Raw genomic sequence first — 25,460 nt, 5'->3', positions numbered from 1 at the left:
GGCCTGGCAGCCGACGGCCCCCGGCGCGCAACGCCCCGGCCCAAATCCTGCATAATTAGCTCTCCCATTTTCGCCCGGTTTTAGTACCCAGCGCCAACCAGCAATAACCAGCGCAAAACCGCATCTAAGGTAGCTCAGGTGCGGTTTTTAATTGCCCGAGGAAAAAATAGTTGTAGACCGGTTTTTACTGGTTGCTGCTGGTTAGTAACGGCAACGTGGTCCCGTTTTGGTCCCGCGTATTTGGGGACGCGCCGTGGTGCGGTACACCGTCGTTCATTAGGAGTGGACGCGTTTTGCTGGCTAAGCTTCGCCTAGCAGTAGCACGCTCCATAGCCCGTTGACTCCAGTGCTCAAGTGGCTTCTGGTGCGGTGGGGAAGGCATAATGCCTCCACGATGAACCAAATCTTCCTGATAACTACGATTTTCTATTCCCGAAGTCGAGGGCTTTATTAAGCTGGTCCGTGAGCAGCAATGCTATAACCGAACATACATTTTACAACTCCATTTCACCAACCACATGGCACGTGTTAACCTCCGCGAAAAGCCTTTGAAGAACGGTCAAGTTTCCTTGCTGCTCGACTACTACGAACACGGCAAACGCTACAAAAAGCTTTTGCAGTTGTACGTCAACCCTGCCGACAAGACGAGTCGTAATTCCATCCTCCGCAACGCCTACGACGAAACCTACCGGCAGGCCTTGTTACTACGGAACCAGGAAGAACAACGGCTCATTCGGGGCGAACACGACTTGCCTCCCGTTGCGGTGCGCGACAAAAGAGCATCGTTCCTGGAGTACTACGACCGCATGGCTGCTACCCGTAACGCCAACTGGCGCAGCGTGCACAACCACTTACACGCCTTCACCAAGGGCACGTTGGCCTTTGGCGACGTCACCGAGGAATGGGTGGCGCGCTTCCAGGACTACCTCTGCGCCCGCTTGCAGGCCGTCACGGTGCGCGTCCGCATGGGCGTGCTGACCACGTGCCTGAGCCAAGCCGTGCGCGAACAGCTGTTGCCTGCAAACCCCGGCCAGTACGTGCGCAAAGTGCGTGTCAAGGAAAAAGCCCCCAAGTACCTGACCAAAGAGCAAATCGCCTTACTCACCGCCAACCGCACGGGCTTGCCGGATTGGTTCGTGGACCCGTTCCTTTTCTCGTGCCACACGGGGCTGCGCCTGTCCGATGTTGAAAGCTTGACGTGGGGCGACATACGGGCCACGGGCCAATCTAACGCGGGGCAGGGCCGATTGACCATTGTCAAGAAGCAGGTCAAGACCCAAGAGGAGGTAACCGTGCCGGTGAGCCCGCACGCGGCCGAAATACTAGGCCGTCAACGCAGTCATTTCCAAGGTAAGCCAAAACCAGCGGAGGTAGTATTTGCGCTTAAAAGTCGCTCCCAAACGAAACGCTATATTAGTAAGTGGCGCGCATTAACGGGCTTGGACTTTACCTACCATTCTTCCCGTCACACTTTCGGCACCGGGCTGCAAACCGCGGGGGTGGATATCAACACCACCAGCAAGCTGATGGGCCATAAGAGCCTGGGAATGACGCTGAAATATGCGAAAGTGATCGATAAAACCCGAAGCGAGGCCATTGACAAGATGGCTGCGTACTGGGGGTAACCATTACCGATATGTACAAATCTGAAGCACTGCATGCGATGCAGTGCTTTTTTTGTAACTATCGGTCAGAAAAGCACCGAGCTTTTTGGCTTCAATATTATGAATAGAGATAATTTGCCGCTGATATCTGGCAATGACGTAGACGGGTACCAAATGCCCAAATACGACAGCCCATCCGCTTACGTGAATTTTATTACTTATAAGGCATGGCGCAAACTGTGGGCGGAGAAGGCATTTGAAGATATTATCGATGAGACTGATAGCAAATCAGTCGTGACGATTAATGAGATTATTCTTGAGTTGCCATACCATCCTGACTTTCCACAGGTGTTTTTTGCTTACATAGTAAATAGGTTGGAGGGGTGTCCACCTTTAGATGCAGAAGAAGTGGACAAATTCATGGAAGATCACTATGGACGTGATCTTGATCGGCCCGACTGCGACTACCTGCTCGATATATTAAATAATGGGCGGCACTCCGTTCAGGCGCCTAAAAATGTGAATCGTGCCGTGCGTTGGATTAGAGCTAAACAAAAGGAACTTGGGCCCTGGCCCCCGTTGCCAAAAGAAATGATCAAACACGATAAGCATGCCTTGTCACCTGATGCAACAGCCATCAAAACAGAAAAAAATAATATCGTTGCAGATACAATATCACACGTTCAGAGTGTTCAAAATGGTAATAGTGAACAATACCTACGAAGCGAAAAAGGCAAGAATAACCCAGCCGCGTCTGGTAGTAAGCCATTCGATCGATTATTGGTCCCACCTTTTTCCCTTCCAAGGCTGAACAAATTACTTCAGGACTTGGGCTTGATTGACGACAATAATAGGAAAACCAATTTGGCCACACCTAAGGCCTGGGCGGGCGTTGTGTATGCCCTGTACGAAAAGGGTTACATTATGAAGAATGGAGATGGCATAGCCGAAGCGTTGCGCACCGTGTATGAGGCAAAAGTAGGGAAACGCACTATACAATACGTACTAAGTAATAGCCTGACCCCAGATGATACTAATATAATGTATAACAAGGCGTTATCTATAACTGATGTAGCGCTCTAGTTGCAGTTTTTTGCACATTAGTGCATAGTACTGCATGACGCAATCAAGCGCAACACCACCCTTGAATCTTTGCATCGCTCCCAGAAAAAACCACCTAACCAACAGACCCTGGGCGCAGCAAAAACAATGGAAGACAAAACACCTCCGCCCCAGCCCCCACACCAAAACGACCCCTACTACAACACGACGCAGGCAAGTAAATACTTGGGCAATACGCCGCTTTCGTCAATCCGCCAGTACACGGCCCAGCGCAGACTGCCTTGCTACAAGCCCGGCAAGATTGTGCTCTACCGCAAGTCGGACCTCGACGCCTTCGTGCAGGCCTCGCACCGGAAGTCAATCGCGCAGCTGACCCAAGGACTCGAACAAAAGCGTCAAGAGTTGAGTGGCCCGACCACTGGTGGTGCCGTTAAAGGAAAAGGCAGCCGGTCATGAAAAAGGATAGCCCCTCCGCCGCCCCTACCGGTTCAACACCGGCTGCCAAGTTTAGCCTGTATACCGGCGGGATTAGCTCGGTTAAGCCAAACAAATCCGTGACATTGGCGCAAGCGCACAAGCGGCTGGTATCTGACCAATACGCTGAAACAACTGCTGCCATCCGGGAACTTCCTGCGGACAGCGTCTTGCGGAAGAAACGTAAGCTGGCTCTGGATTATGTCACCGCAGCGGGTGTGTTTAGCACCCGTAGCACAGCCGGCTTACTAACTCGATCGGGCTTGCTAGTGCTCGACTTTGACCATGTGCGCAACCTACGCGGGTTACGCCGCCACCTGCTGTGCGACCCGGTGCTGGGTCCCAGCGTGGTGCTACTTTTTGTGAGCCCTAGCGGGGACGGGCTGAAGGTGTTCGTCGCCGTGGACCTTCGCTTCGACCATAAATGCAGCTTTGACGCCGTTACCGCCCATTTGCGGGCCACTTGTCCCAACTGGTTCAAACGGCTGGACATTGCCACCAACGACATAGCCCGTGGGTGCTTGCTTTGTCACGACCCCGACGCGTATTTGAGCCCGCAACACGAGTCGCCCACCCCGTTTCCGCAGGACCCGAGCGACCTGTTCGAAGTGAGCGGAAATCCGTTTGAGGGCTTGCCCCCAACGGGCAACGCCGTAGCCTGCTTAGAGCCTTGGATTTGTGCCGTGGAAGCCTCCACCGATTTCCCCGATGATTACGACCGTTGGTACCGCATCGGCTTGGCGCTGGCGAACCTGGGCGAAGACGGGCGGGAATACTTCCACCGCGTCAGCCGACTAAGCCCCAAATACAAAGAGGCAGAGTGCGACCGACAATTCAGCTTGTCACTGCGCAAGGGCAGCGGTGCTATTACGGTGGGCACCTTCGTCCACATTTGTAAAGAAGCCGGCATTTGCCCCGATAATACCTCATCCGGCGAAGAGCCACCTGAAGGTGACCCCACGCCGTGCATGCCTGATGGACTCTTTCCTCGATTACCCACCTTCTTGCAACAGTGCTGTAGCCCGTTTAAGTCCAGACGGGAACGAGATGTAATGTTGATCGGAACGCTGGCCGTGCTGTCGGGCTGCTTCGCTGGCGTGGGCGGCACATACAATCGCCGCGCCCAAGGCCTGAATCTGTATGCGTTCATCATTGCCCCGGCGGCCAGCGGCAAAGGTACCTTGGCGTGGGCCCGGTACCTGGCCCGGCCTTGGCACCAAGAGCTGATCGAAGAAAGCAAAATGGCCAAGGAGATGTACGAGGCTCAACTAAAGGCCAGTAAAGACAAGGACAACCCCGTGCCGCCGCCTATAGGCCCGCCCCCGCGTCAGCAACTGTTTCTACCGGCGAACACCACCGCAGCCGCCATACTAACCCAACTGGCTGACAACGGCGGGCGCGGCATCATCTGCGAGACAGAAGCCGACACCCTTAGTGGGGCCCTGGGGGCTGACTTCGGCAACTTTAGCGACATGTTGCGCAAGGCCTTCCACCACGAACCGGTGTCTGCCCTGCGGAAGACGGACAATCAATACACCGAAATTGAACGGCCCGCCTTGAGCATTGCGCTGACCGGCACCCCTGACCAGGTGAGCCGCCTGCTGAAGTCGGCAGATGATGGGCTGGTGAGTCGAATGCTGTTTTATACTTTTGCACAAACGCCTGCCTGGCAAGACGTCGGCCCGCAAGCCGGGCCATCCCTGGATGAGCACTTCAGGCCGCTGGCGGCGCAACTGCTGCAATTTATTCAGGCCACCCCGGGCCCAACCCCCGAAGGGTCCTGTCCGGTGCAAATCACCTTGGCCGATGCCGATTGGGCCCGGCTGAACGAGGCCGGGGCCGCCGGCCTAACCGAAGCCCACGACGCGGCTGGTGGCGCAGGGGCCAGCACAGCATTCCGGCTGGGGTTGATTGCGTGGCGCATTGCCGCGTTGCTAACCGTACTGCGCTGCTACGACGACGGGGAAGTACCAACCGGCACCATCGAAGCCCTACCCGGTGACGTTACGTTGGCCTTGACCATCATGGACACCGTCCGGGCCCACGCGTTGGCGGTGCTGGACCGCTTGGCACCAGTGGGTAAACCCAATAAGGCAGGCAGCGGGCGCCACACCTTTCGGACTGAGCATGAGCCAAGGGTGAGGGAATTGCGCGCCCAGATCCCTCCGGTTAGTTATGCAAGGATACAAGAGCTAACCGGCGTGCCATCAAACACCGCTTGCAATTGGATGAAGAGCTAATTTGGGCAACCATACCGGCATACCACATACCGTACAGTATGCTGGTATGGACCCTTTTCTAAATGATTCGACGCGCCGCTGAACACGTTTATGTTAGCGGTGTGAAAGCTGGGGTTATAAGACAGATATTACCCAGCAAAGGACGCCGCTACGGCCCGCCGGTACTAAGGGGCATGACCTTGCCTAACCGAGCCAAGTAAAGTGCTTACAATCGTCTTTTCGGGTTATCCACTTCCGGCCCGTGCCACCTGTCGACAAGCGTTAATACTCACCCGCCTGCTCTTGCTAACCCAACTTTGCCCTAGTTGACGATGCAACGGTATCTACGCTACATCAAAGCTGAGCAAAACACCTCTGGCACTGTAACCGGCGCTCAATATTTACCTATGTTACAGCTATCATAATGCGGCGCAAATCCCCCTCGTACCGTTCCATAAAAGCTGTTGTTTCAGCCACGAGACGGGGCCAAGTATAGGCGCTTAGCTCATCGTAGCCGATGCGATGCCAGCGAGCCGCATCGAGTACAGTTTGCAACTGATTCATGTGCTGCTCCAAAGTAAGCGTACCACCTTTTGCGAAATGGCCATCGATCTTTAGTATCAAGGCTGGCGTTGGCGCAACCCCATCTGCTGCCCACGCCTTAGCATCTTCGGTTTCGCCCGAATCAACGCCCAGCGTAAAATAAAATGCTTTATCACGCAAGTCTGACAAGAAGAAGTGACCCCAGGAATACCGGCGCAAATGTGTGCCTTGCGTCCAAACCCGATGCTTGATGTACCCGTAGCGCTTCCTTGGCAGTTGCTGCTCCACTAGCTCTCCCCAACAAACAGTTTTCTCAAAAATGAGCTCCTTTATTTGCGCAGCGTAATTTTGATCAGCAAGACTTTTCTTGTTGTAGTACGGGTTGGTACGCGAGCGATGTTGGAAGAGCAATAAATCGGCAGCTTGAAAAAAGAGAGGTGCGGGCATACCTGAACACGTAGGGGATAGCTACAATGGCGGCAAGTAATTGCAAAGTTGCCTCAGCTTGTAAAACTAAGTGATTTGGTGGGTATCAGCACCATCCATTATTAACGTACCGCGTATTACAAACCGTACACGGTCAGTTTTTGCTGCCCGACTCCTAGTCGGTGAACACCTTGTAGAGGGTGCCGTGCTGCTCGGCAAAGGCCCGCAATTGGTGCAGCTGGTTCTCGGTGTCCTGGCCCTTGTCTTCGTCGACACTCAGATATAGATAGCTGTTTTCATTTATAAAAAAACACTGTATCTTAAGCCTTTATTGTTACAGCCTAATAATTAAGAATAAAAGCATTATTTATTAATCTTATCCACAATTAATCCTAAAAATCGATTACGTAATACACCACGACAAAATTCAGACTGCAGTTCTAACGATACAGGTTGCCTAATTATATCAAAATCTAAAGTTTGATTATCATCAACATCAACCTTGCATTTAATAATTATTTCACTACCTGTCATAAAAATACCTACAAAAGTATCCATTCCCACACCCATTAATTCGTTACCTATCTTGCCATTTAGTCGATAGCCCTGATCTTCATACTTCCTGCTGGGGCCAAAAAAATATTGATCTAGAGACCAGCCTGCGCCTAGTTCAGTAATAATTTTTCTTGATAAATCAAGTATGGTAGAATACATACTTTGTTTTAATTCATTTATTCGTCTAATTTCTTTATAAGCATCTCTGTCAGACTCCTTAATTATAAACTTTTGAATTGAATCAATATTATCCAACTCAGATGGTGTAGACTGCTCAAGCATTATCAACATATTTATTAATGACAATGCTGTCTGAAATCGCCTATCAATCAATGAATTAAATCCGATATCAAATATCTGATTTATTAAATCTCTTTGATGCCTTGGAAATAAGTTAATTATTTCTTTAGCCTTTGCTCTTTGGTGAGGCATTGCGTTTTGGCCATCTGATAGAACCGTAGGTTCTTCTCCTATCATTACATAGTAAAATATACCAACTAGATAAGTGACATCAGACCTCATGTCTCTTTTTCCAGCTTCTCCCACTTTTTGTTCTGGCAACAGTAAAAATCTATTTCCTAACTGCTGAAAATTTGGCGTTAAATTGTCATTATCATTTTCGTTAAAATTAAAAGAAAGTCCAAAATCTATTATAAATTGATCTTCAATTGAATTATTTTTTAATATTATATTATCAGGTTTAATGTCCCTGTGAACAATACCAGCACTATGAAAGTATTTAACGATTTCAGATAATTTTTTTGTTAGATTAATTTTTGCGGCTAAGGATTCGTTTTTAAATAATTCATAAGAAAGGTTGCTTCCCGGTATTAATTCAGTGGCAATAAATAATTTATAATTTTTATCTTCCCAATATTCTGTATTAGAATCCAGAATTTGAGGTATCGATTCATGAAATAAAGTGGATAGAGACGCTGTCTCCCTATGCATTCTAGCCCTACGCTCACGGTCATTTTGACTATGTAATATTTTTATAACAGCGGGTTTTTTATGTTGTATTCTTTCCGCTATGATAGTCGAACCTTGTCCACCTGCACCCAAATCAGCTAGCTTAACCCAATCTTCTTTATAAGTTTTAGCCTTGCCCATTATCTGATGATATTAGAAAGTGAAAGCCAGTTTGCTTGGCGAAGTTCAAATCTAACTTGTTTATGTCTTAAAACAGTAGTATTTAGTCATATATAAAACGTCTATTTTCTGGACTAATAGACCCTTTAAAAAACGGCCGCATTTTGGAGGGCAGCCGACCCCATGCAAACGACCCAGAAACGCAAGTTTTAGAGCCGTTTTTATACACCGTTTCCTGGAGAGCAAAATCGACTGGTTTTCTCGCCGAGGCGATGACCCGTATCTAAGGAAAAGGACATTCATTTAACCCACACAACCTCTTAAGCAGCTTGCTGCTATGAAACTACTCATAGCCTTACTGATATGCTTTGGCGCCTTGGTAGCCCACGCCCAAGCGCCCGCCCGTGCCGTGCCGTCGGACAGCGCCATCCACGTAACCGTGCTGCAACAGGGCCGCTATTCCCACCTGCTCTACACCGTCAACCAAGAACCCCTCACGGGCGCCACGCTAAAGGCCCTGTTAAACCGGTACTCGCCCGCCGCGGCCGAACTGCGCAAGGGCCGGGCCCAACTGCGCTGGGGGCTGGCGCTGCTCCCCGTGATGGTGGCAGCATTCCTGGTGAGCAAGCACCAGGCCGACCGGGACAGCGGGCCAGGATCGGCGTTCAGCAAAGCCCCCGTTCCCGTTTCCCTGCTGTTGGGAGCTTTTGGCGGCTACGCCTACCTCATGTTTCGTAGCAACCATTACGACAAGGCCATCGAAATCTACAACCAGCGTTTTCACTGACGCAGCAGCGCCTATTGCCATACGCAGCCACTGGCCTGCCGGCCGTTTAATTGGGGTTCGGCAACAATCCGCCTTACGACTTTTGCCTAAAGTGCCAACTAGTGAAGGTCTTACCAGACCGTGCGCCGGCTCTGGATGGTCGAATTCTCACGCATCTGCTTGTTCTCGTCGATGCCTGCCTACAGGCCATGCAGGTTCAAGTGCAACTCGCACTTCCACTTTTAACACCCGCTAGGGGCTGACTATATACTTGATTATCAACAAGCACTCGGCTCTCGTGGCTTAAAGCTTCTTCGTGGTCGGGGCAGGGGCTGGCTACCACTACGGCAGGCCGGGGCGCTTCAGGTTCTCTGGCTGGTTACTAGACTCTCGGAAGCCAAACAATACAACCAATTTCGTACCGCGTACCGTTTTCGGTACGGTACGCCTTGTGCATAAAGGCTACACAGTTCTGACGGTTGACTTACCAACTCTTAGCAGCGCTGCTGTTGTACAGGGGCAATCAGATGGGCCAATTACTTGGTAGTTGATCGTCCTAATTAAGTAGTAGTTGGCTACGGTTAGTAGTTGGCTACGGTGGCGGTAGGGTTAGCCTAGGACCCACCCGTTTTACACTCTAACAACGATTTTACCGTGTCCTAACGTTGCGCCCCAATACCTTACCTACCTAAGGGGCGTTGAACGCTAGGCAGACATTATTTAGGTGCACGCAGCGCGCTGCGGGTTAGCTTCGCTAATGTGCGCCCTTAGCCCTCCTAACCGTGTCCCCTTTCCCGTGGAATTAGCCTCGGGTAACAATCGCTGCTCTAGGTTCACGGCACCTTCTTGGCCCGACGCTAGGATGAAGAGGACACCGTCAGTAACGGAACCGTTGACTTGCTCAAGGCTATCTTTCCGAACAGATGCCTATGACCGCCGCCCAACAGCACCGCTACGAGGTGTGGGCCTCCAGCCTGCTCAAAACCGCTTTTAATTAATACAACTAATGAGCCGTCCTACTTTTCTTCAAATGCCAGCGGCTAACCTTTATGCAGGTTCCGAAACCACAATTTCTGAAGTAAATGGTCCTGTTATTATTATTGGTGCCAACGGCGCAGGCAAAACCCGTTTAGGCGTATGGTTTGAATTTTCTGGATCGCAGCGGCACGCCGTTCGCAGAGTTAGCGCTCAGAAATCACTAGATTTTCCAAATTCCGTTAGCCCAGTTGCGTTAGAAGACGCTACAGCTGCTCTTAATATAGGAGTCAACGCGGCAAATTTCGCGAGTAATAGGGGAGGATATCTCGGGAACATAGAGGGAAACAGGAGGCAACAGAAGTATGGACAAAAGCCAGAAACTGCCCTTGTTAGCGATTATCAGCATTTAGTTACCTACTTAGTTTCAGAGCAGTATGAAAAAAGTCTTTCATACACACTAGATGCCAAGACAAACACTATCTATACCAGCCCACCTGAGACTAAGATCGATCAAATTAAACGGATTTGGGAGCAGGTTCTGCCACACCGAGAGCTTGTTTTAAAAGCAAGTTCGGTAATGGTAAAGCTGAGAAACACACCAGATGGGTCCGCTTACGAAGCAAGCGAAATGAGTGATGGAGAGCGTATTGCTTTCTATCTCATCGGCCAGTGCTTAGCGGCCCCAATTGACAGCATCATTGTCGTTGATGAGCCTGAAATTCATCTAAACCGTGTCATCCAAGCACGCCTGTGGGATGCTATTGAACGAACACGTCCCGATTGCCTTTTTATTTATCTAACGCACGATCTAGAGTTTGCGGCTTCGCGCATTGAAGCGAAAAAGATTTGGATCAAAAGCTTCAATGAAGGGAGTTGGGATTGGAAAATTGTTCCTTCAGAATCAGAGGGTTTACCCGAAGAGGTGTTGCTTGCCGTACTAGGCAGCCGCAAACCTGTGCTCTTCACAGAGGGCGAAAAAGGAGGGCTCGAACAAGCTATTTTTTCTCGCGTCTACCCTGACCGCACGATCATGCCGCGTGGCGGCTGCGACAAAGTTATTGAAGCCACGCAAGCCTTTAAGGCCTTGCAGCACCTGCATGGCATTGAGTGTTACGGCATCATTGACCTCGATTACCGCTCCCCACAACAAGTAGCCGGTTTACTGGAGAAGGGTGTGTACGTGCTGGATATGCAAGAAATGGAAAATCTACTGTTAGTGGAACCAGTGCTGCACCTACTGGCTACGCACGCCAGTACACACGGCATGACCGCTGACCAAGCAGCCGTAATTGTATATAAAGTCAAAGAATTTGCCTTTGAAACCCTCACCCGGGATGTAGCACTGCTCGCTTCGCGCAGAACGGCCTGGGAATTGGAAACGAAGCTGCATAAAATCGACCGAAGAGCAATTGGTGTAGCCATGCTGGAACAGGCACGGGTTGATGCGACCCAGTTTGATATAGCTGGCACTTACGCAGCTTTCGAGCAACAACTTAACCAAATCCTTACGGCACAGGATTACGCGGCTTTGCTAAGAATATACAATAACAAGGGACTAACAGCACAAGTCGGCCGATATTTTGGTACCCCAAGCTATCCTGACTTAATTAAGCGGCTCATTAGCAAAGTTGAACATGAGGCAGTTGTGGAAGCCTTGCGGGCCGCCTCGCCAATGCTTCCACCCGTGCCGGCCTTTGTGCCTATTTCCCCAATACTTAACGCTTGAGACACCTCCTAACTTCATTGCCTTTCTACTCGCTCTAGGCAGCGCCACTTCCTGCGCGGAAGCCATACCCGCCCCGGCGCCGTCGGTGACTACACCCTTGACGGCAGCGCCGTGGCGTGCGTCGCCAGTTCCAACCTGCGCACGGTCCCCGCCGGCACGGGCACCGAGGACCAGCTCACCATCGTTTTTGAACAGCACCGCGCCGAGGCCGGACTACAACACCATTTACGCCGTGTACCGCAAGGCCCCGGGGGCCCCGATGCCGCCTTCCAGCTCCGGAGCATCGAGCAGCAGACCAATTTTGTTGCGCAAACCGCCCTGTACCCGAACAACCTCTCCTCCACGCTCACACGCACCGAGCGGGGCACTTACTCGGGCACGTTCAGTGGCACCAGCACGGCTACGGCTACGCACCCCGCCGCCACCCTCAACGCCACCTTTCACGAGGTCCGCATGTAACCTTATGATTCTCTCTTACCGCATTTTCCAAACCATGCCGTTCGACCAGCAGCTCACGCTGCTCTGGGCGCACGGCCGCTACCTGGCCCGGCGTTGGGGCGAGGACACCGTGGTGCTCTACGCCCTGTTCGGCTTCTTCTGTGAGGTGCACTACGACGCGGAGGCCAACACGCTGCTGCGCACCCATTGCTTCTTGGGCACCGCCGGGCTGGAAGGGTACATCGCGGGGATTGGGCTGGGGGAGCTAGTGGGGGGGGGGAGCAGTATAAACTTCTACATGTACTACTAAGCATAATATCTTCCATGACTGATTCAGATATTCTTCAAATTGAGTTTAAGACCCTCTGCGAATTGCTTAATCCGGCTGAGTTTGATGTTCCTATTACCTGGGATGACTCACAAAGCAAGACGGATATGTATTTAGATTTTTTATACAAACGTCTAGATAAATACAGAGGATTTTATTGGCAAAAGCTTAGGGATTATATAAGCAGCATGACTTACCCAGTTGATCCTGAGTTTGAAAGAAAAACATTTCGCTTGTCATCAGTATCTGTTGAGGTAATTAATTATTACTACCAAGGGGATTTAATTTTAGCTACTAACGAATTTAATAAAACATTAAATGAAGCTAATTTATTCCAGCGTGTAACCGATAACCCTATTCTAACTGGCGCTAATTTTTACAGAGCAAGGGTAGCCAATGATTCAAGATTTACCCGGAAGGATTTATTTCATATTCCTTTTCAGAGTAGACATTTAATTAATACCACTCGATACAGTATACCCGGATATCCAGCATTGTATCTAGGAAGTTCAGTATATGTCTGCTGGGAAGAATTTGATCAACAACCTATTAGCAAGATTCATTTTAGCAGATTTAGTAATAAGCGCCCTTTGCACGTAATTCGATTACAGCGATTAAGTGATGTTATGGAATACATCAATACAAGCGTACCGCATGTATATGATAAAATAACCTATTTACTAGAATATATCAAAATATTTCCACTAATATTAGCTTGCTCTTACAGAGCAAAGCACAACAAAGCAGCATTCAAAGCTGAGTATGTTATTCCGCAGTTACTTCTACAATACGTTGTCAAAAGTCCAGAAATTGATGGAATCATGTTTCCTTCTACTAAAGTCAACTACAATAACATAGAAGGCATTACAGCCTATAACTACGTTTTTCCCGTAAAAACTTATGCACCAGAAGGATTTTGTCGTAAGCTTGTCGACACATTTGAGATGACTGAACCGACTTCTACAGAGATAGAAGCACTGTTGCATACATCAGGAATAATTTTTAGAAATGAAGGCTTTGTAAACCCAATGCCTGGAACAATTAGCCTCGTTGAAGGAATAAAGAGCACCTACCTAACCACAGCTTTTGGTCGTCTTCAAGAAACTATAGACAAGCGAGAATTAGGCCCTGTATCTGCTCTTTGAATAGTCAGGCAACGTAATAAAAATCACCCGCGAGCTCCAGCGCGACAAGCTCAACCGAGACTGCCTGGCTCCCATCCGCCTGGTGGTAAGCTGGGACAGCCAGCGCCTGCGCAGCGGCTAGAAGTGCCAACCAGCGAATTGTGGTGCCAAGTGCGAGTTAGCTAAATGCCAAGCTCGGTACCTGCCTCAGCAACGTAACTAAGGTGCTAAATTGCTGCACTGACGCCGCTTGTGACGCACCTGCCCGACTATACCCCCGCTTTTTGGCCCCAAAAGACGACGCAGCCGCACCCAGGCACTACCGCCCAAGTAAACCCGCAGCGAGCCGGCCGCCGTGCGCAGGGTGAGGCTAATTTGGGGTCTGTTATTAGCCTTCGATTCTCTGCCGCCCCATCTATGCCTCTGATTATTACCCCTTTTTTACGTCAGAGCTATTAGGAGAGAGGGGGAGGGGGGAGAGAGGTGATCGGGGACCGACTCCCTCCTCCTTCATCCCTCCTACAACCGTCTAGAACGTTTACTGAGTAGTCGAGGGGTAAGAAGAGCCTCGAAGAGCCAAAAGATCTAAAATCAGCTATTTGAAGCTGTAAGTGACCTTCGAGGAAACATAAAGACTTTGAGTTGGTCGAAAAGCGTTCTTTTCACGAGGAAAAGGAACACAGATGATTCAACTCCCGACAGCCGTTATCAGTGCGTGCCTTCTACTTCAATTAAGCACAGGTCCAGCACGGCTAAATCTTCAACATCGCATTCTTCGGCGACAGATTTCAAGACGTTACACAGCCGTTCGTACTTCTGACCAAGTGAAGTCCCACGTTCTATTTCATAACCCAACTTACCCAGGATGCCGCCAGAGCGCTTGTTCCAGCTGCAAAACCTTTCCGGATCAATGATAGTCAGTAGTTTCGTTATCGAGGCGGTGCTGACGCCTTCCAGCTTGTAGTCTGGGCCTAGTGCTGTATCGACGGTCGCCGCAATGCTGGTGTTGCGACGGCGGTACAAGAACCGCAGCAATAGGGTGAAGCCGGGAACATTCTGCCGAATTTTTGGTCGATTAAACCCCATGACGGTACCCAATGAAGGGTTCCGCATAAAACTTTCCAGGTCCAACTTTTTGAATCGGGGAAAGTCTAGACTGGTGCGCAACTGTTTTAAGTCCTCCTGCCGGGAGGCACATAATTCATTATACCGCCGGCCCTTGCGCCGCAGCTTCTGAATTGCCTGCACCAGGGCGTCGTTATCGTCTAGTATCGTTTGTAGTCCCTTCTGCTCATTATCGACCTGCTCGGCTTCAGACCGTCGCTGCTGCTGAAGGGGCTTGTAGCTTTTTAGGAAGCTTTCCGTGATTCGCTTTCCTCCCTCACCAGTTGCCTTAAACCACCGGAGCAGCTCCTTACAAGCGGCCTGCTCGTCCAGCATTGCGTTCAACTCAACGTTATGGAACAAGCCGTTGGCAGTGCCATTGGAAGACCCTAAAAACGCATTGTATTTGGTGCCTTTACGCAGCAGATATAGCTTGGGGTGAAATCCGCAGTTGGTAAAAATCCGAGCGTCGTGTCCCTGGGTTAGCAATTCCTTTAGCACAGCTGCATCTGTAGGCAGCCACGTACCCACCAAGTAGTGCCTTAGACAATCCGCTGGTAAGAGGTCCCGTATATAGTCATGGCCTGAACGTGTAAGCAAGGCAACCGCAATCCAGCATTCATCAGCGTCTTCCAAATAATCCGATAGTTGTGGGCCACAGCCCCCGGTGATTAGATTCATATCCAGATTTTAATAGCTGAATATACAGCTTCGGAAAATTAGTTACTGCGTTTTAAAAAAGTACGCTAAAGACAAAAACTGTTTTACCGTTTCCGGTACGAGCAAGCGACCAGTTAGGGCCACGACGGGAGGGCCGAACTATCCAATCAACTCACGACGGCAGATGGCCCGGTAAGTCGAAGTCCTGGAGCAGGAAGTGGCCCCGTTTTTACCTATGCTGAAGAAGCCCTGGAGCGGATTACCCTCAGCCGAGCCACTTACTTAGCAGTAAAAGGGTATTTGAGCCCGGCAGCGGAGCTAACTGCCCACATGCCCCCGCAAGGTTCGATCACCTGGTAAATGCTCTGCCATAAGAAAACGGAGTCCCTAGCCGATGATTCACTACTTGTCCAACAGAACCCCAGCGACAGCTCACCAATCTATTTTACGCGCTTGCCTAACCTTGGCGCCGTACCAAAAACCGTTTTCGGTACGGGGGACTAGCTGCGTTTGTAAATGGCGTTGAGCTCAGTTGTCACGTTCAAGACAGCGCCAGACAACGTAACATAGGGCACCGCATAGCCCCGACCCGTTTGCTGTACCTGGTATTGGTCATCGACGGCGACGCAGCGGCGTCCAAGCCCGTGGCCCTGGCCCGGCGGCCACCCCAGGGTTGCGGCGCCCAGGGCGAGCTTGTTTTTGGGTTATTGCTGCTCTCATTGTACACCAGTCCGTAGGGGAGGGCGTGATTCAAACAGTCCTATCAGACACCCACCGTTCGAGGCCTAGGTCCGGCTTCGTCGAAGCAACGGCCGCCGGTCGGGCGTGGGCGGCGCGCCGATGTTTTACCAGGGTTGTACTAGTAAAAATGCGCGTAATTTAGGCCCGTCACTTGAGCTTCTTTCTAGCAGGGTCCATAAAAAGTGTTTTTCAAAGGCTTTCAGGTGGGCTAAAGAGCTGTGCCGAAAAAGTAGTTTTAGGCGAACAAAATTAATAATTGAACTGACTCATTTGAATCATGAACATTGAGAAGTGGAAACGCGCAGTTGTGCACTTGGATTGCGCAGCTGATAGTGATGACATGAGGGGTCGGTATCGTCGAAGCCAAAATATGAAGCAGGATTTAGATGCTGGTATCATAACCCAACAAGAATTTGAAGCTTTCCACCAGACTATTCCTGGCACGAGAGATATTCGTTATACCGGCACTGCTATTTTTCTATTGCACAACACAAGAAGATATTTGCTTACTGCAAGACATGTAGTTTGGGATGAACTTGGTGCTAAAAGAATAATTGAAGAAGCAGAGGAAGAACTAGGTAATCACCCTTCAAAGCAATTTGCTCAACAACGGGCAGATGCCAACATCTTCTCTATCATATTTAGGGTTTTATCACTTGATGAAGCCTTAAAAGGGGAGCAGCGGCTGCCTGCCTTTCTAATGAATCTAGGTGCAGGCGCTCCTTCAACCACGCCATATATGTTTTCAGATGCTAGCTTGGACGTCGCGGTTATATCGTTGGATAGCCGCGATCAAGAGTTCGCCGATGACCTGATAAGGAGCGGATATATTCCCATCACTACGGCCGATATAGGGCTTGATCCACTAAGGGAGGGAGAGGATGTATTTACAGTTGGGTTTCCTGGGGCAACAGCACACCTTGGACATTTGCAAGCCCCTCTTCCGGTTGAAGGTGGCCAAGTACTACCAGGGCATTCTGCTTGGTCTTCAACCATTTTTGCCGTACCCGTATCGTCTTTCGGCAAAGTCTCAATGGTAAACCAGTATCTGCCTTTTTTCTTAGCCGATATGAGTATTTATCCTGGAAATAGTGGCGGTCCCATTATTGCGAATGATAAATTAGTCGGAATAGTAAGTGCTCAACCCACCATAGCATTAGAGGGTGTGACGGATTTAAGGTCTAGAATTCCCTTTGGCATTATCATTCATGTAAAGCACGCAATTGACTTGCTAGAAATTCAAGAAGCAAAGGATAAAGGATACTCTTAAGCTTCACTGGTTATTAAGCGTAAAAACTTCGGGCCGCATTTGCGGCATAGGCTGGTTTTCGTACCTTGCGGGCCCGGGCCTGCAAGGTGGGCGTATCGCGGCCGCGGGTGACTTCTCGGTGGTGCTGCGGCTGCTGTGGCCCAGCAGGCCCTGCACTAGGCCCAAGTCGCGCTGTCGGCCGGTTGTTCGCTCGAGTATTGGCCCAGCGGACGACTAAGCTCTTCATCTGTGCCGCTATGGTAAAGAAATTAGGCATTCCGGATTTGTGGGTCTTTCAGCGTGCCGCCTGCCTAGTATACTACTGTGTTGCCTGGCCAGGGTTATGGTCGCGCTACGCTATGGACCATGACCTTATAAGCTAACTAGTAGCCCGGCCACGCCTTTCACGTTCAGCCGGGCAAAGTTCTTCACCCGGTCAAACCGCGCCTTTGTTTCCGCCAGCTCATCGTCTGCGGCCAGCGTGGTGGGGGCGTGCGAATCCAGCAGGGCGAACACCGTAGCGGCAATGTCTATGTAGCCCAGCAGCAGCAGGTACAGCTGCTTTTTCTCGTCGGCGGCGTAGCCCTTGGTGCGGATTGCCTTGGTCAACTGGTCCAGCTGCGTGGTTTCGTCCGCAAAAAGGTCCCGCAGGGCGTTGCGCTGCTTGCCGTAGGCGTCGAGCCGAGCTGGTCGGCCGTAGCATCGGCCGCCGCAAAGGGGACGCCGGGGGCGAAGGCCACCGCCTGCCGGTAGGCCGCTTCGGCCGCGTACACCGTAGCCAAGTGTTTTTGCAAACTGGTCCACAGGCCCGTGTGAGCTTTGTCAAAGGCGGTGGGGGTGCTGTCCAATGCGGTCAAAGTGAGTTAATGAGCCGCAAAGGTAGACGAGCCGGTTAGGTAGCAATTGCCTTGGGCAACCGTACCGCGTACCGTTTTCGGTACGGTACCCCGCACTATTGAAGTAGACGGAACCTACACCCGCGGCACCTAAAAATCCACCAAGGCGGGCAGTGAAATTTCTAGCCCCTCTGCTAAGCACACCAACACGTCTAGGGTGGGCGCAGTTTGGGCCGTTTCGATGCGGTACACCGTCTTTTTAGTCACGTCCGCTACATCCGCCAACTCTTGTTGGCTCCAGCCCCGCTCTTCCCGCAGCTTGCGCAGGTGTGCGCCAAAGGCCGCAATGCTTGCCGGTTTCTTCACAGCGGCAAGCTGCATTGGTCAAGTAACCGACTTGTGGACATATATGTCCACTATGAAAACTAAACGCTAGCTTTGCCACTGCCTTTTTTCTGGTCGTACTACCGGTGTTAGCCAAAAGTTCGTGATAACTTTTTATAAAGCGTTTCCGGGCCCGGGGTACATTTTAGGAAAATCCTATTTGCTCCGCCTTTATGAAAGCACTACTACTCGCTTCCGCCTTACTAGCGGGCTACTGGCCGATACCAGCCGCTGCTCAAAAGGCCGCCCTGCAGAAGGGCCCACTACACAACACGCCATCTAAGGCGTCCCCCGTACGCCCCAGTGACGGGGCATGGGTACCGAGTTGGGTAGCAGCTGAGTTTTGCGACGACTACGCCCGGTACTTTTCAGATTATCCCGCCGCTTACCAGTACTTGGCTGGTAACGCTTTGAAAAGAACGGTTCTAGGACGGCCTGGGGTGCGCTTAGAAGGCGAATTGGTCAAGAGTGCAGACCTACGTGAACAGGTGTACAAGACGCTGTACGATTACTGCCTCTACCAGCAGGGTTCAACGGACGATCTGTCTTTATCGGTCTACCAAGTGCTGTACCACCAAGTGCGCATGACCAAGGCAGGAGCGACAGTACTAGCTATGCACATCATGGCCCTGTACGGCCAACCGAATGGCAGCCGTCCCGCTGCCAGTACAAGTGGTGCAGCGGCCAATGGCCAAGCCTCGCCAGCGGGCAGAAGGGACACCGATGTAAACAGCACGGGCGCTGGAAGCGCACCCCAAGGGTTACTGGCAGACCAACCTTCAGCTAATAGCCAGCCCAGGGGCGATGGTTTAAACATGAGCGGATGGGAAGCGGCGGTAGTGCCCAAGGTGGCGGCCATCGACGACATGTCGGGCATAGTGCGCTTCCGCATTCAAATTGACGAGAATGGCGAGGTCGCCGCCGTTACCAAGGTGGCGGGCAATGTGTCGCCGGCCCAGGAGAAGCTGTGCCGCGACGCCCTGCAAAACGCCAGCTTCCGGCGCATCGGTACCGGCAGCGGCGGAGCCACCGGCTTTTATACGTTCAGAGTTTCGGTGCAGTAGAACGCTTTTAACCGAAGCAATGAATTGGGGCCAAGTTGTCGCTTGCGTTGTTCACGACCACCTTAACTACACTTCATGAATAAAATGTACATAACCACAGCTGCCTTCGCGTTGACGTTGGCCAGCTGTGAGGCATTGACCGAACCCGCGTAAAGGGCACCTACCGCTTGGTGGGTACGCTCAAGCCGTGGCATTACGCCAAAACGATTCAGTTCACTACTGCCAAGGCCACGATGGACACCTTTTTGGGAGAGGCAAGCCTTGACTATAAAGCAGAAGACGGGTTTGTATACATCGGCCCGCAAGAAGGCAGCATTAAGTACAACAGCTAGGGGCCGACACGTTGGTTAATGATTCTACCTTTGGCTATGAAGGCACCTACGTGCGGGTAGAAGAGTAGGCCGTACCATGGCCGGACCCGCCCCAACGATGACCTGATAAGGTCACCGGTCACGCCGAAGTCGTTGCCGCTCATGTTACGGTCCTCTTTTGGTCCCCCGGGATTTGCAAATGTGGCCTGACGGGATGCGAGGCAGGATTACGGGATGTAAGGCCTAAACCCTGCATCTTTGGGCCCCTGATTCTCTACCTCCGTTTTCCTTTATGAAATTCGTTTCCTCGATGGGCCTGTTGGGCCTGCTGGCCGGCCCCGCTTTGGGCCAAACGCCTACCCCGCCGCCGGCCCCGCCGCTGCCGCTCGTCGACCAGGCCCCCGACCCCACGGGGCCCTACCGCGCCTCGGCCACCAAGATCAACGACCTGGTGCACACCAAGCTGGCCGTGAAGTTCGACTACGCCAAGCGCTACCTCTACGGCCAGGCTTGGATCACGCTCAAGCCCCACGCCTACGCCACCGACTCGCTGCGGCTCGACGCCAAGGGCATGGACATCAAGGCGGTGGCGCTGATGAACGGTACCCAGCAGACGCCGCTCAAGTTCACCTACACCGACCAGAACAACCTGTACATCAACCTGGGCCGCAGCTTTAAGCCCGGCGAAGCCTACACCGTGTACCTCGACTACGTGGCCAAGCCCGACGAGCTGAAGGTGAAGGGCTCGGCCGCCATCACCGACGCCAAGGGCCTGTACTTCATCAACCCCGACAGCACCACCAAGGGCAAGCCGGTGCAAATCTGGACGCAGGGCGAGACGGAAAGCTCCTCGGCCTGGTTCCCCACCATCGACCGGCCCAACCAGAAGTCGACCGAGGAAATTGCCATGACCGTGCCCAGTAAGTACGTGACGCTCAGCAACGGCCAGCTGGTGAGCCAGGTGCCCGCGGGCCCCGGCCTGCGCACCGACACCTGGAAAATGGATATGCCGCACGCGCCTTACCTGTTCATGATGGCCGTGGGCGACTTCAAAATCTACAAAGACACCTGGCGCGGCAAAGAGGTGAGCTACTACCTCGAACCCAAGTACGCGCCCTTCGCCAAGCAGATTTTCGGCAACACGCCCGACATGCTGGAGTTCTTCTCAACCCGCCTGGGCGTGGAGTTTCCGTGGAATAAGTACGCCCAGATTGTGGCCCGCGACTACGTGAGCGGGGCCATGGAAAACACCACCGCCACGCTGCACGGCGAGCAGGTGCAAATGACTGACCGCGAGCTGCTGGACCGCGAGTACGAAGGCGAATCGGTGATTGCCCACGAGCTGTTTCACCAGTGGTTCGGCGACTACGTGACGGCCGAAAGCTGGAGCAACCTGACCGTGAACGAGTCGATGGCCGATTTTTCCGAAGGCCTCTACGCCGAGCACAAGTACGGCCGCGACGCCGCCGATGCCCAAAACTACCGCAACCTGCGCCGCTACCTGGCCAACCCCGCCGACGCTGCTAAGGACCTCGTGCGCTTCCACTACGGCGACAAAGAGGAGATGTTTGACCTAGTGACCTACCAGAAAGGCGGGGCCGTGGTGGACATGCTGCGCACGTACCTCGGCGACGATGTGTTCTTCGCCGGCTTGCAGAAATACCTGAAGGACAACGCCCTGGGCAACGGCGAAGCCCACCAGATGCGCCTGGCCATGGAAGCCGTGTCGGGCCAGGATTTGAACTGGTTCTATAACCAGTGGTACTTCGGGGCCGGCCACCCGGTCGTGACCATCGACTACGCCTGGGACGCGGCCCGCAAAACCGAGCTGGTGACCGTGAAGCAAACCCAGCCCGGGGCCCCGTTCCGCCTGCCGTTCGCCATCGACTACTACGTGAACGGCAAGGCCCAGCGCCAGCGCGTGCTGATGACCCAGGCCAGCCAGACGTTTGAAATGCCCCTGGCCGCCCAGCCCGCCCTGGTGAACGTGGACGCCGAGAAGAAAATGGTGTGGCTGAAAGCTAACAACCAGCTCTTTAGCGCCTACGCCTACCAGTACGCCCACGCGCCCCTGTACGTGGACCGCCGCGAGGCCCTGGCCGCCGCCAAGGAAGCCCAGGCCACCGACCCCGCCGCTCGGGCCCTGCTGCTGGCCGCCCTCAACGACAAGTATTACAGCCTGCGCATGGCTGCCGTGCAAAGCCTCGACCTCGAAAACAAGGCCGTGGCTAAAGCCGCCGGCCCGGCCCTGCGCAAGCTGCTGGCCACCGAAAAAGACCCCAACGTGCAGGCCACCGTGCTGGGGGCCCTGGGCCAGCTGAAGGACAAGCGCGACGCGGCCATATTCACCAAGTACCTGGCCGACAGCCGCTCGTACGGCGTGCAGAGCGCGGCGCTGCAAAGCCTGGCCGAAGTGGCGCCCCAGCAGGCGCTGGCCAAGGCCCAGGCCTTGGAAAGCGACGACCACAGCGCCCTCGTCAGTGCCGTGGCTTCTACCTACGCCGTGGCTGGGGGCCCCGCCCAGTGGCCCTACATCCGCGACAAGTTTGATGCGGCCCCCATCTCGGGCAAGGCGGGCCTGCTGCCCGGCATGGCCGCCATGCTGCCCCGCCTGGACGACCCCAAGCCGTTCGCCGAAAACGTGGACCGCCTCAAGGCCATCGGCATTCAGTACAAGTCGCAGGGGGCCGACCAGGCCATTATTGGCCTGCTCCAGAGCGAGCCCATTCAGCAATCGGCTGCCGCCGCCGTGCCCGCCAACCGCGACGCGCTGGCGCGCGCCGTGCAGGAGATTCAGCAGGCCAAATAGGGCCCCAGCGCCCGGCTGCCACAAGCACAAAAAAGGGACTTCCGGCCGCGGCCGGAAGTCCCTTTTTTGTGAAGCTGGAGCGTCTAGGAATTTAACTGGCCTTGGCCGTCTTCTTGGCTTTGGCGGGCTCTGCCGCTGGCTCGCCGGGCAAGTCGGCGGGGTCGCCTTGGGGGCCCTCGTAAGAGCTGGCTTCATCGTCTTTATGGGCCGCCTCGGTGGCGTAGATGTGCTCCATGTCTTTGATGACGCCGCCGCCGTCCACATTCAGGTCCTTCAGCACGCCGTCGGCGATGTCGTACACCAGGCCGTGCAGGCGCGGGGGCTTGTCGCTGCGCATGGCGTTCTGGATGATGTTGGTTTTGGCCAGGTTGCGCACCTGCTCAATCACGTTCAGCTCCACCAGCCGGCGCATGCGCTCGGTATCGTCCGAGATGCGCAGGTATTCGGTTTCGTGCAGCCGGATTACGTCGCGAATGTTCACCAACCAGTTATCAATGAGGCCGTACTGCTTGTTGGCCGCCGCCGCGGCCACGCCGCCGCAGCCGTAGTGGCCGCACACCATAATGTCCTGCACGCCCAGCACTTCCACCGCGTATTGCAGCACGCTCAGCAGGTTCATGTCGGAGTGTACCACCAGGTTGGCGATGTTGCGGTGCACGAACATTTCGCCGGGGCCCGTGCCCGTGATGCCCGAGGCCGGCACCCGCGAGTCGGAGCAGCCGATGAACAAGTACTTGGGCTGCTGGCCGTTGGCCAGGCGCTGGAAAAATTCGGGGTCCTCCGCGTTGCGGCTCGATACCCACTTCTTATTGTTGTCGAGAATTTTGCTGATGCCAGCCATAGAAAAAGGTATTGACGGAAAGCCGGGCGGTGGGGCCCCAGCCGCCCCGCGCAAACGGAGCGGTCGGGCCCCCACCGCCGCTTTCCGGTGGGGGCGGGGCGCCGTATGCCACGGTGCCCGCCGAAGATAAAGCGGAAATTCGCCGGGAAAAGATCGGGGAAAAGCTAGCGGGGCCCTAGTGCCCGGCCATCGCCACTTGGCGGATGCCGCGCAGCTCCAACTCGATGCCGCGCGCCGGGGCCGCCTGCCGGAAGGCCTCAATGGCCTCCAGCACGTCGTGGTCGATGACGTCGGAGCGGGTGCCGTCGAGCAGCACGCGGCTGCCGGCGGGCAACTGCTCCAGCGTCGTCACAATGCTGGCCTTGTTGAGGAACGAGACGTGCTCGGGCAGGCGCAGGTGCAGCAGGGCTCCGGCCTCGTCGTCGGCGCCGCCGCCAACGGCGGGGTCGCGCCGCAAGTAGGAGCCGGCCTTGGCGTTGTCCTTCAGAATGAAGAAGAAGCCGATAACCAGCCCGATGCTCACGCCCTTGAGCAAATCGGTGAAGAGTACGGCCAAAATGGTGATGATGAACGGCCCAAACTGCGCCCAGCCCAGGCGCCACTGGTTGCGGTACAGGGCCGGCTTGGTCAGCTTGAAGCCCACCAGCAGCAGCACCGCCGCCAGCGCCGCCAGCGGAATCAGGTTGAGGATGGCGCCCATAAACAACAGGCTCAGCAGCAGCAGGATGCCGTGGATGAAGGCCGATACTTTGCTTTGGCCACCGGCCGCAATGTTGGCCGACGAGCGCACGATAACCGCCGTGAGGGGCAGGCCGCCCAGCAGGCCGCTCACCAGGTTGCCGGCCCCCTGGGCCATCAGCTCGCGGTTGGTGGGCGTGTGGCGCTTCTGGGGGTCGAGGTTGTCCACGGCCTCCACGCTGAGCAGCGTTTCGAGCGAGGCCACGATGGCAATGGTGAAGGCCACGCCGTAGGTGGCGGGGTTGCGCAGGGCGCCGAAGTCGGGAAACGTCATCACGCCCGCCAGTTGGCCCAGCGACGAGAGCACCGGCAGCTTCACCAAGTGCTCGGGGCGCACGGCCAGGTCCGGGGCCACCGCCCGCAGCAGCTGGTTGAGGCCCACGGCCACCAGCACCGTCACCAGGGCCCCCGGCACCAGCCGCGCCCACGGCTGCCGCCGCACGGGGGCCGTGTCCCAGAGCAGCAGCAGCGCCAGCGACACGGCGCCCACCAGCACCGAGCCGGGGCTCAGGCCTTTGGCCGCCGCGGCAATGGCCGAAAAGGTGTTCAGGCCGTTGAATTGCAAAAAGTCCATGTCCTCAAAATAGTCCGTATCAGCCCCCAAAAAGTGGGGAATCTGCTTCATGATCAGGATGATGCCAATGGCCGCCAGCATGCCCCGGATAACGGCCGCCGGAAAGTACAGCGCGATGATGCCCGCCCGGGCCACGCCCAGCAGCAGCTGAATAACGCCCGCCACCACCGTGGCCGCCAGCACCGCTGGCCACGAGCCCAGCGTGGCAATGGCCGAGAGCATAATCACGGTGAGGCCCGCCGCCGGCCCGCTCACGCTCACGGCCGAGCCGCTGAGCACGCTCACCAGCAGCCCGCCCACGATGCCCGAGATGAGGCCCGCCAGCAGCGGGGCCCCGGAGGCCAGCGAAATGCCCAGGCACAGCGGCAGCGCCACCAGAAACACCACCAGCCCCGCCGGCGCGTCCTGCCCGATGGTGCCGAACAGCGACGGTTTGCCGGTGGCCGGGGTGGGGCCCCCAGCGGGAGCAATGGGGGTGCCGGTGCGGGCCGGCGACGAAACAACCTGCGACATGTGCGTGCGGAGGCGCCGCCAGCTGCTCGAAAAACAAAGGGTTGTTGAGCGCGGGCAAAACGCAGCACAAGGGTACGAAACCGCTATTAAGACCGGGTTAAAGCCAAATTAAAAGGGAATTAAAAGTGCAGGAAGGGCTACGCCGGGGCCCCCAGCGGCCATTCCAGCCATGCCTGGGTGCCCTGGCCCGGCACGCTGGCCAGGCGCACCGTGCCGCCGTGCAGGGCCATGATGCGGGCCGTGAGGGGCAGGCCGATGCCGTGGCCCGGCAGGCCCGCGCGGCCGCCGCCCGGAAAAACGGCAC

23 protein-coding genes are annotated in these 25,460 nt (G+C 54.3%); 14 read left to right on the top strand and 9 right to left on the bottom strand.

Going from position 1 to position 25,460, the window contains the following annotated elements; translation table 11 throughout:
• The first annotated feature begins 518 nt into the window (after positions 1 to 518).
• The 4 genes from BEN49_RS20740 (at position 519) to BEN49_RS20725 (ending at position 5,380) form a co-directional block, all read left to right on the top strand.
• Complete coding sequence (locus tag BEN49_RS20740; protein WP_083326311.1) at positions 519 to 1,625, top strand: site-specific integrase; 1,107 nt, start codon at positions 519 to 521, stop codon at positions 1,623 to 1,625.
• Positions 1,626 to 1,724: 99 nt separating this feature from the next.
• Positions 1,725 to 2,687 carry a hypothetical protein gene (locus BEN49_RS27220; protein ID WP_125917074.1) on the top strand — a complete coding sequence of 321 codons (963 nt, stop codon included), beginning with the start codon at positions 1,725 to 1,727 and terminating at the stop codon, positions 2,685 to 2,687.
• 69 nt (positions 2,688 to 2,756) lie between these two features.
• A complete protein-coding gene (locus tag BEN49_RS20730; protein ID WP_125917072.1) occupies positions 2,757 to 3,122 on the top strand; it encodes a helix-turn-helix domain-containing protein in 366 nt (121 codons plus the stop codon).
• The gene (locus BEN49_RS20725) at positions 3,119 to 5,380 is read left to right on the top strand and encodes a DUF3987 domain-containing protein (RefSeq protein WP_070746327.1); all 2,262 of its coding nucleotides are present in this window, start codon (positions 3,119 to 3,121) and stop codon (positions 5,378 to 5,380) included. The genes BEN49_RS20730 and BEN49_RS20725 overlap by 4 nt, the downstream gene beginning before the upstream one ends.
• Positions 5,381 to 5,764: 384 nt before the next feature.
• On the opposite strand, the gene BEN49_RS20720 is transcribed toward BEN49_RS20725, so the two are convergent.
• Both BEN49_RS20720 and BEN49_RS25985 read right to left on the bottom strand, forming a co-directional pair.
• Positions 5,765 to 6,349, bottom strand: a complete 585-nt coding sequence (locus BEN49_RS20720) for a hypothetical protein (protein WP_070746326.1) — start codon at positions 6,347 to 6,349, stop codon at positions 5,765 to 5,767.
• Between the two features lie 342 nt (positions 6,350 to 6,691).
• On the bottom strand, positions 6,692 to 7,993 hold the full coding sequence (locus tag BEN49_RS25985) for a protein kinase domain-containing protein (protein ID WP_083326310.1): 1,302 nt from the start codon (positions 7,991 to 7,993) through the stop codon (positions 6,692 to 6,694).
• A 316-nt stretch (positions 7,994 to 8,309) separates the two neighbouring features.
• On the opposite strand from BEN49_RS25985, the gene BEN49_RS20715 reads away from it, so the two are divergent.
• From BEN49_RS20715 to BEN49_RS27215, 5 genes are all read left to right on the top strand, one after another.
• Positions 8,310 to 8,759, top strand: a complete 450-nt coding sequence (locus tag BEN49_RS20715; protein ID WP_070746325.1) for a hypothetical protein — start codon at positions 8,310 to 8,312, stop codon at positions 8,757 to 8,759.
• A 985-nt stretch (positions 8,760 to 9,744) separates the two neighbouring features.
• Positions 9,745 to 11,442, top strand: a complete 1,698-nt coding sequence (locus BEN49_RS20710) for a DUF4435 domain-containing protein (protein ID WP_083326309.1) — start codon at positions 9,745 to 9,747, stop codon at positions 11,440 to 11,442.
• Positions 11,443 to 11,553: 111 nt separating this feature from the next.
• Complete coding sequence (locus tag BEN49_RS20705; protein ID WP_070746323.1) at positions 11,554 to 11,901, top strand: hypothetical protein; 348 nt, start codon at positions 11,554 to 11,556, stop codon at positions 11,899 to 11,901.
• A gap of 4 nt (positions 11,902 to 11,905) precedes the next feature.
• Positions 11,906 to 12,190 carry a hypothetical protein gene (locus BEN49_RS20700; protein ID WP_070746322.1) on the top strand — a complete coding sequence of 95 codons (285 nt, stop codon included), beginning with the start codon at positions 11,906 to 11,908 and terminating at the stop codon, positions 12,188 to 12,190.
• A gap of 14 nt (positions 12,191 to 12,204) precedes the next feature.
• Positions 12,205 to 13,353 (top strand): RES domain-containing protein, encoded by a 1,149-nt coding sequence (locus tag BEN49_RS27215; protein WP_125917070.1) that lies wholly within the window; start codon positions 12,205 to 12,207, stop codon positions 13,351 to 13,353.
• Positions 13,354 to 14,040: 687 nt separating this feature from the next.
• Here BEN49_RS27215 and BEN49_RS20695 read toward each other — a convergent pair.
• Positions 14,041 to 15,117, bottom strand: coding sequence for a phospholipase D-like domain-containing protein (locus BEN49_RS20695; protein ID WP_083326308.1), 1,077 nt, complete (start codon positions 15,115 to 15,117; stop codon positions 14,041 to 14,043).
• A 572-nt stretch (positions 15,118 to 15,689) separates the two neighbouring features.
• Between BEN49_RS20695 and BEN49_RS28390 the strand changes: the two genes are divergently transcribed.
• Together BEN49_RS28390 and BEN49_RS25980 are read left to right on the top strand one after the other, a co-directional pair.
• Positions 15,690 to 15,833: a hypothetical protein gene (locus tag BEN49_RS28390; protein ID WP_158023019.1), complete on the top strand. Its 144-nt coding sequence runs from the start codon at positions 15,690 to 15,692 to the stop codon at positions 15,831 to 15,833.
• 281 nt (positions 15,834 to 16,114) lie between these two features.
• On the top strand, positions 16,115 to 17,107 hold the full coding sequence (locus BEN49_RS25980; protein WP_083326307.1) for a S1 family peptidase: 993 nt from the start codon (positions 16,115 to 16,117) through the stop codon (positions 17,105 to 17,107).
• 351 nt (positions 17,108 to 17,458) lie between these two features.
• Here the strand turns inward: BEN49_RS25980 and BEN49_RS20690 are convergent, their stop codons facing one another.
• From BEN49_RS20690 to BEN49_RS20680, 3 genes are all read right to left on the bottom strand, one after another.
• A complete protein-coding gene (locus BEN49_RS20690) occupies positions 17,459 to 17,695 on the bottom strand; it encodes a hypothetical protein (protein WP_070746320.1) in 237 nt (78 codons plus the stop codon).
• Complete coding sequence (locus BEN49_RS20685; RefSeq protein ID WP_070746319.1) at positions 17,692 to 17,934, bottom strand: hypothetical protein; 243 nt, start codon at positions 17,932 to 17,934, stop codon at positions 17,692 to 17,694. The genes BEN49_RS20690 and BEN49_RS20685 overlap by 4 nt, the downstream gene beginning before the upstream one ends.
• Positions 17,935 to 18,072: 138 nt before the next feature.
• The gene (locus tag BEN49_RS20680) at positions 18,073 to 18,288 is read right to left on the bottom strand and encodes a helix-turn-helix domain-containing protein (RefSeq protein ID WP_204376178.1); all 216 of its coding nucleotides are present in this window, start codon (positions 18,286 to 18,288) and stop codon (positions 18,073 to 18,075) included.
• Between the two features lie 833 nt (positions 18,289 to 19,121).
• Here BEN49_RS20680 and BEN49_RS20675 point away from each other — a divergent pair.
• The 3 genes from BEN49_RS20675 (at position 19,122) to BEN49_RS20670 (ending at position 22,490) form a co-directional block, all read left to right on the top strand.
• Positions 19,122 to 19,370 (top strand): hypothetical protein, encoded by a 249-nt coding sequence (locus BEN49_RS20675; RefSeq protein ID WP_070746317.1) that lies wholly within the window; start codon positions 19,122 to 19,124, stop codon positions 19,368 to 19,370.
• Positions 19,371 to 19,537: 167 nt separating this feature from the next.
• Positions 19,538 to 19,702, top strand: a complete 165-nt coding sequence (locus BEN49_RS28385; RefSeq protein WP_158023018.1) for a hypothetical protein — start codon at positions 19,538 to 19,540, stop codon at positions 19,700 to 19,702.
• Between the two features lie 271 nt (positions 19,703 to 19,973).
• The gene (locus BEN49_RS20670) at positions 19,974 to 22,490 is read left to right on the top strand and encodes a M1 family aminopeptidase (protein ID WP_070746316.1); all 2,517 of its coding nucleotides are present in this window, start codon (positions 19,974 to 19,976) and stop codon (positions 22,488 to 22,490) included.
• Positions 22,491 to 22,581: 91 nt separating this feature from the next.
• On the opposite strand, the gene BEN49_RS20665 is transcribed toward BEN49_RS20670, so the two are convergent.
• The 3 genes from BEN49_RS20665 to BEN49_RS31045 form a co-directional block, all read right to left on the bottom strand.
• Positions 22,582 to 23,331, bottom strand: a complete 750-nt coding sequence (locus tag BEN49_RS20665; protein ID WP_193415855.1) for a carbonic anhydrase — start codon at positions 23,329 to 23,331, stop codon at positions 22,582 to 22,584.
• A 175-nt stretch (positions 23,332 to 23,506) separates the two neighbouring features.
• Entirely contained in the window at positions 23,507 to 25,156 is a 1,650-nt protein-coding gene (locus tag BEN49_RS20660) for a SulP family inorganic anion transporter (protein WP_083326306.1), read from the bottom strand.
• Positions 25,157 to 25,293: 137 nt separating this feature from the next.
• Positions 25,294 to 25,428 (bottom strand): ATP-binding protein, encoded by a 135-nt coding sequence (locus BEN49_RS31045; protein WP_369073225.1) that lies wholly within the window; start codon positions 25,426 to 25,428, stop codon positions 25,294 to 25,296.
• Between the last annotated feature and the right edge of the window lie 32 nt (positions 25,429 to 25,460).

The sequence above is a fragment of the Hymenobacter coccineus genome, from assembly GCF_001816125.1.
Taxonomy (GTDB): Bacteria; Bacteroidota; Bacteroidia; order Cytophagales; family Hymenobacteraceae; genus Hymenobacter; species Hymenobacter coccineus.
This window is presented reverse-complemented; position numbering and strand designations above follow the sequence as displayed.

Coding starts and splice junctions, on each gene's coding strand:
- BEN49_RS20710 (WP_083326309.1), top strand. CDS start 9,745: ATGAGCCGTCCTACTTTTCTTCAAATGCCAGCGGCTAACCTTTATGCA.
- BEN49_RS20695 (WP_083326308.1), bottom strand. CDS start 15,117: ATGAATCTAATCACCGGGGGCTGTGGCCCACAACTATCGGATTATTTG.
- BEN49_RS20715 (WP_070746325.1), top strand. CDS start 8,310: ATGAAACTACTCATAGCCTTACTGATATGCTTTGGCGCCTTGGTAGCC.
- BEN49_RS25985 (WP_083326310.1), bottom strand. CDS start 7,993: ATGGGCAAGGCTAAAACTTATAAAGAAGATTGGGTTAAGCTAGCTGAT.
- BEN49_RS27220 (WP_125917074.1), top strand. CDS start 1,725: ATGAATAGAGATAATTTGCCGCTGATATCTGGCAATGACGTAGACGGG.
- BEN49_RS25980 (WP_083326307.1), top strand. CDS start 16,115: ATGAACATTGAGAAGTGGAAACGCGCAGTTGTGCACTTGGATTGCGCA.
- BEN49_RS27215 (WP_125917070.1), top strand. CDS start 12,205: ATGACTGATTCAGATATTCTTCAAATTGAGTTTAAGACCCTCTGCGAA.
- BEN49_RS20700 (WP_070746322.1), top strand. CDS start 11,906: ATGATTCTCTCTTACCGCATTTTCCAAACCATGCCGTTCGACCAGCAG.
- BEN49_RS20740 (WP_083326311.1), top strand. CDS start 519: ATGGCACGTGTTAACCTCCGCGAAAAGCCTTTGAAGAACGGTCAAGTT.
- BEN49_RS20720 (WP_070746326.1), bottom strand. CDS start 6,349: ATGCCCGCACCTCTCTTTTTTCAAGCTGCCGATTTATTGCTCTTCCAA.
- BEN49_RS20660 (WP_083326306.1), bottom strand. CDS start 25,156: ATGTCGCAGGTTGTTTCGTCGCCGGCCCGCACCGGCACCCCCATTGCT.
- BEN49_RS20665 (WP_193415855.1), bottom strand. CDS start 23,331: ATGGCTGGCATCAGCAAAATTCTCGACAACAATAAGAAGTGGGTATCG.
- BEN49_RS20675 (WP_070746317.1), top strand. CDS start 19,122: ATGAGCGGATGGGAAGCGGCGGTAGTGCCCAAGGTGGCGGCCATCGAC.
- BEN49_RS20670 (WP_070746316.1), top strand. CDS start 19,974: ATGAAATTCGTTTCCTCGATGGGCCTGTTGGGCCTGCTGGCCGGCCCC.
- BEN49_RS20725 (WP_070746327.1), top strand. CDS start 3,119: ATGAAAAAGGATAGCCCCTCCGCCGCCCCTACCGGTTCAACACCGGCT.